The sequence below is a fragment of the Erwinia sp. genome, from assembly GCF_031978025.1.
In the GTDB taxonomy this organism is placed as follows: domain Bacteria; phylum Pseudomonadota; class Gammaproteobacteria; order Enterobacterales; family Enterobacteriaceae; genus Erwinia.
The window spans coordinates 1-5715 of record NZ_DALZCD010000275.1 but is presented as its reverse complement, the minus strand read 5'-3'; the positions used below and the strand labels follow the sequence as shown (position 1 = coordinate 5715).

Here is a 5715-nt window from a genome sequence, read left to right as displayed (position 1 = left end):
GGCCAACCACTACCGCCATCAGCGCGTAAGGCAGGCGAATATCCCAGACGATAACGCGCGACCCCGCATCCACGCTGGCCGGTGACAGCAGCGTCTGCCACAGCGTTTCCAGCGACAGGCCCGACGGGCCTAAAGTAAAGTCGAACAGCAGCGAGGCGAGAATAGCCAGCACCAGCACGCCCATAAAAAACAGGCGGCGACGCAGCAGATGATGGTAACGATCCATCGCGCCTTCGTGCTGGTGGACGCCGGCGTAGTGGTCGGGGTTATGGGTCACGCTCATGGTTTCTACCTGTCATTGAATTTGCGCCAGGTCGGCTGCAAACCCTGCAAAATTAGCAAAGCGGAAAACGTACGGCGCTAACAATAAAGGAAATGATAATAGTTATCAATCCTATGTGTAACAGCATGTGACAAAGAAAAAGGCGCGGAAGCCGCGCCTTGATTCATCTCATCTTTATTTAAATTTCGGAAACTGCATCTCGCTGTATTTTACAAAGCGCGTGCGCTTCGTCAGCTTGTAGCCGAACCAGATAATCAGGAACAGCGGGATACCGATATAGGTTGCTGCCGCACCGTACCAGTCGATGCGGTCCGCCAGGAATGCCTGATAGTTCTGCCCCAGCGTAATAACCAGGCAGAGCACGAAAGCGAAGATTGGCCCCAGCGGGAAGAACTTAGAGCGGTACGGCAGATCGTTGATATCGTAGCCCTGCGACACGAAGCCGCGACGGAAGCGATAATGGCTGATAGCGATGCCCAGCCAGGCGATAAAACCGGTCATACCGGAGGTATTAAGCAGCCACAGGTAAACCGTCTGGTTACCGAACATCGAGGTCAGGAAGCAAAGCGCGGCGACAACAGTAGTGGCATACAGCGCATTACGCGGGACACCGCCTTTTGAAAGCTTGCCAAATATGCGGGGGGCTTTGCCTTCACGTGCCAGCGTAAACAGCATACGCGTCGACGCATACATCCCTGAGTTACCGGCCGACAGGATAGCTGTCAGGATCACGGCATTCATGATAGCCGCTGCCGAAAGCAGGCCAGCATGTTTAAACACCAACGTGAACGGGCTGACGCTGATGTCTTTCACATCGTTACGCAGCAGGCTTGGATCGGTGTAAGGAATAATGAGGCTGATCACTAAAATCGCCAGGATATAAAACAGTAGGATACGCCAGAAGACCTGACGAACCGAGCGTGGGATATTTTTCGCCGGATCTTCCGATTCACCAGCGGCAATACCAATCAGTTCGGTCCCCTGGAAGGAGAAACCGGCAATCATCGCCACGCCGATCATGGCGGAGAAACCGCCGGAGAAAGGCGCGTCGCCGATGCGCCAGTTGTCCCATCCGGTGACCGGCTGGTCACCGCGCAGGATGCCAAGGATCATCAGGACGCCCACTACGATAAAAATCACTACCGTGACCACTTTGATCAGGGAGAACCAGTATTCTGCCTCACCAAAGCCCTTTACCGAGATGTAGTTGAGCAAAAAGATGACGCTCAGAAAGAGTACGCTCCAGATCCAGCCGGGCGTATCGGGGAACCAGTAGGTCATTACCAGCTGCGCGGCAACCAGTTCAATCGCCACGGTCACGGCCCAGTTGTACCAGTAGTTCCAGCCCAGCGCGAAGCCGAAGCCTTCTTCAACAAAGTTGGAGCCGTAGGTCGAAAAGGAGCCGGACACCGGCATAAAGGCAGCCAGCTCGCCGAGGCTGGTCATCAGGAAATAGACCATCAGGCCGATTAAGGCATAGGAAAGTAACGCGCCGCCGGGACCGGCCTGGGAAATCGTTGCGCCGGAGGCGACAAACAGACCGGTGCCGATTGAGCCGCCGATGGCGATCATCGTCAGGTGACGCGCTTTTAGTTTGCGCTGTAATTCAGGTTGTTGTGTTGTTTTTGTGTCATGATCCATTGGTAAATGCTGTGCCCTGGCTAAAATGAGGCGCGATTGTAACAAACTCCTTCGCCAGAAGAAGTGATTCCGCGCCGTTATAAGATAGCTTCATAATCTGCGGCGAATTATTAGCGCCTGATAAAGCTCCGGTTTGTGGTCTGGCCGCACGGTTTTACTCAGTGCAGTAGCTTAAAAAGCGCAGCAGCGATTTTGAAAGATGCTTCTGCCTGTGTTGAATACGGTAAAGCGCGCGCCTGAGTTTGGGCAGAGGAAGCGGGACTTCTTTTAACGTGCCTACTGCCAGCTGCTCGGCGATAACTCGCCGCGACAGGCAGCTAATGCCCATACCGTGACGGACGGCATGTTTGATCGCCTCCGAGTTACCCAGTTCCAGCGCCAGGCTAAACTGCGGCAGGTGCGAAAGCAGCAGATAATCGACGATTTCGCGCGTGCCCGAGCCGTGTTCGCGCAGGATCCATGGTGCGGCCGCCAGGCTTTCCAGCGTCACTGGCTCACGAAAAATAGCCGCATCGGCGGCGGCAAACACCACCAGCTCATCTTCCAGCCAGGGTTCGCCCACCAGCTCGCTGACGTGACAGGGCCCTTCAATAAATCCTATATCGACGCGGAAATCGGCCACGGCGTTAATAACATCCTGACTGTTACCCACGCTCAGTTCCAGCGGCAGGTCAGGAAAGTCCCGCCGCCAGCCTGCAATCATGCCTGGCAACAGATAGTTACCAATAGTACTGCTGGCATAGACCCGTAGCGCGCCGTTATCTTCCCGAAACAGCTGTTCAATTTCAGTGGCCTGCTCCAGCAAGGCTACCGTACGCGGATAAAGCAGCCGCCCGTGCTCGTTGACGACCAGCCGCTTGCCGACCCTGTCGAACAGCTGTACGCCAAGCTGGTTTTCCAGATCGGCCAGCGCTGCGCTGACGGCCGACTGCGACAGCGCAAGGACCTGCGAAGCCTGAGTGGTGGAGCCGCTTTTCAGCACTTCAGCAAAGACCTCAAGCTGCCTTAATGTGATATGCATTGTTTTTCCTTACTGACTTCCTGCCTGTGCCAGCCAGATAATGATTGCCAGCCACACCAGCACAACGGTGCCCAGCCAAAGGCCAATTTTCTTTTTCCTTTGCGATCGTCCGGCGGTTCGCTGCTGGCTGGCGATCCTGACCTCAGCAGGCAGGAGTCGTAACAGCAGCATCATTCCCGAGGGCACAATAATCGCATCGTCGAGCAAACCCACAAACGGGATAACGTCGGGGATCGAATCAACAGGACTTAGCGCATAAGCAGCCAGCAGAACGGCCATGCCCTTTTGCCATAGCGGCGTACGCGGATCGCGGCAGGCATACCAAAGCGTTACGCCATCTTTTCTGATAATGCCTGCCCATCGGGTTAAACGCCTGAACATACCGGCTCTCCTATATCACTTATTCTGGTTAATTATAAATATATAATCAATTTCTCTTTTAAGCCAGTTTCCCCCATGCTCTGTTTGTCTACTAAGGAGGCTAATATGGCTGAACTAACCTTCCCTTCTTCCCGTCCGCTGCGCTATGGCGCAGGCGTTGGGCTGGCCATGCTGCTGGCCGTTATCGCGCTGGAGGCGGGCGATCTGCCCGCTTTAAAAACGGCCGGGCTGGGCACGTTAACGCTGGCAATGCTGCTGGGCATCCTGGCTGGTAACACTTTTTACAACAGCGTGTCAGCACGCTGCGGTGCAGGCGTACAGTTTGCCAAACAGCAGCTGTTACGGCTGGGTATCATACTCTATGGTTTTCGCCTGACCGTTCAGCAAATTGCCGATATCGGCCTGAGCGGCGTGCTGACCGATGTGCTGATGCTAACCTCCACTTTCCTGCTGGCCTGCTGGCTTGGCCGTCGCGTGCTGCATTTGGATCGCGATACCGCCTGGCTGATAGGCGCCGGTAGCAGTATTTGCGGCGCGGCGGCGATTATGGCGACGGAGCCAGTGCTCAAAGCAGAGCCCCAAAAAGTCGCCGTCGCGGTGGCTACCGTGGTGCTGTTCGGCACGCTCGGGATCTTTCTTTATCCTTTGCTGTGGCACGAGCTGACTCATCTGCTGCCGGGTCTGACGGCGACGCAGTGGGGGATCTTCACCGGTTCAACACTGCATGAAGTGGCACAAGTCGTCGCGGCCGGTCATGCCGTCAGCGCGGAAACAGAAAACGCGGCGGTGATAGCTAAAATGCTGCGCGTAATGATGCTGGCACCCTTCCTGCTGGTGTTAAGCCGCTTCGTGCGTTCTGACGGCGGCGGCACAGGTGTGCGTTTTCCCTGGTTCGCGTTGGGCTTTATCGGCGTGGCGCTGTTTAACTCGCTGCATCTACTGCCACCGTCGCTGGTTGACGGACTGAATCAGCTGGATAACTTTTTACTGGCGGTGGCGATGGCGGCGCTGGGATTAACCACGCAGCTCAGCCTGCTGAAAAAGGCGGGGCTGAAGCCTTTGCTGCTCGGCCTGCTGTTATTCGTCTGGCTGCTGCTGGGCGGCGGAACGATTAACCTGGCGATCCAGCATTTGCTGGCATAAATCCGCACCGTTTCCGGTTATGATGACGCGCTTTAAAGTAAAACTTTCAGGAGAGCAGGCATGAAATATATCGGTGCCCACGTCAGCGCATCCGGCGGTGTAGATCAGGCGGTGCTTCGCGCCCACGAAATAGAAGCGACGGCCTTTGCACTTTTCACGAAAAATCAGCGCCAGTGGCGCGCGGCCCCGCTGAGCAAAGAAGTCATTTCCGCTTTCCGTAACGCCTGCGAAAAATATCACTACAGTGCCGCACAGATCCTGCCGCACGACAGCTTTTTAATTAACCTCGGTCATCCGCAGGAAGAGGCACTGGAAAAGTCCCGCGGCGCCTTTATTGATGAGCTACAGCGCTGCGAGCAACTGGGCCTGACGCTGCTGAATTTCCATCCCGGCAGCCATTTGCAACAGATTGATGAAGACGCCTGCCTGAAGCGCATCGCCGAATCGGTCAACGTTGCGCTGGATAAAACGCAAGGGGTCACCGCCGTGATTGAAAATACTGCCGGTCAGGGTAGCAATCTTGGCTTCCGCTTTGAGCATCTGGCGGCGATTATCGAGGGCGTAGAGGATAAGTCACGCATTGGCGTCTGTATTGATACCTGCCACGCTTTTGCGGGCGGTTACGATTTGCGTACCGAAGAAGATTGCGTAAAAACGTTTGAGGAATTCGGGCGCGTGGTGGGCTTTGAGTATCTGCGCGGCATGCATCTTAACGATGCCAAAAGCGCATTTGCCAGCCGTGTCGATCGTCATCACAGCCTGGGCGAAGGCAATATCGGCAAAACGGTATTCAGCTGGTTGATGAAAGACCCTCGCTTCGACGGTATCCCGCTGATTCTGGAAACCGTCAATCCTGCTATCTGGAAGGATGAGATTGCCTGGCTTAAGTCAGAGCAGGTCTGATTTACAGCTATAAAAAAAGCGCGGTCGCCCGCGCTTTTTTATTGAGCCAGCCCTGAATCAGGCCTTAGCCATTTCCGCTTCCGGGCGCTTGAGCACCGCGTAAGAGAGACCGGCAACCAGCGTACCGGCGATAATGGCTATCAGATAACCGAGCACCGGCGTGATAGCGCCTGGGATCAGCAGCACAAACAGCCCGCCGTGCGGTGCCATCAGCTTCGCGCCCACCCACATTGAGATGGCGCCGGTCAGCGCGCCGCCAACAATACAGCATGGCAGAACGCGCATCGAGTCACGGGCAGCAAACGGAATAGCGCCTTCAGAAATAAAGCACAGGCCCAGTACC

The 5715-nt window shown here is 55.6% G+C and carries 5 protein-coding genes and 2 pseudogenes; 2 read left to right on the top strand and 5 right to left on the bottom strand.

The genetic code is table 11. From position 1 onward, the window contains the following. The 4 genes and pseudogenes from RTK32_RS18050 to RTK32_RS18035 form a co-directional block, all read right to left on the bottom strand. A pseudogene (locus tag RTK32_RS18050) lies at positions 1–283 on the bottom strand (iron ABC transporter permease); the annotation flags it as partial. 174 nt (positions 284–457) lie between these two features. Continuing rightward, positions 458–1924, bottom strand: a complete 1467-nt coding sequence (locus RTK32_RS18045) for an amino acid permease (protein WP_312046409.1) — start codon at positions 1922–1924, stop codon at positions 458–460. Positions 1925–2078: 154 nt separating this feature from the next. Next, a complete protein-coding gene (gene yieE, locus RTK32_RS18040; protein ID WP_312046407.1) occupies positions 2079–2945 on the bottom strand; it encodes a DNA-binding transcriptional regulator YeiE in 867 nt (288 codons plus the stop codon). A 9-nt stretch (positions 2946–2954) separates the two neighbouring features. After that, positions 2955–3326 (bottom strand): YkvA family protein, encoded by a 372-nt coding sequence (locus RTK32_RS18035; RefSeq protein WP_312046405.1) that lies wholly within the window; start codon positions 3324–3326, stop codon positions 2955–2957. A gap of 105 nt (positions 3327–3431) precedes the next feature. Between RTK32_RS18035 and RTK32_RS18030 the strand changes: the two genes are divergently transcribed. Further along, the gene (locus tag RTK32_RS18030) at positions 3432–4469 is read left to right on the top strand and encodes a YeiH family putative sulfate export transporter (RefSeq protein WP_312046403.1); all 1038 of its coding nucleotides are present in this window, start codon (positions 3432–3434) and stop codon (positions 4467–4469) included. A 60-nt stretch (positions 4470–4529) separates the two neighbouring features. Further along, entirely contained in the window at positions 4530–5372 is an 843-nt protein-coding gene (gene nfo, locus RTK32_RS18025; RefSeq protein WP_312046401.1) for a deoxyribonuclease IV, read from the top strand. Between the two features lie 57 nt (positions 5373–5429). Here the strand turns inward: nfo and RTK32_RS18020 are convergent. Then, a pseudogene (locus RTK32_RS18020) lies at positions 5430–5715 on the bottom strand (PTS fructose transporter subunit EIIBC); the annotation flags it as partial.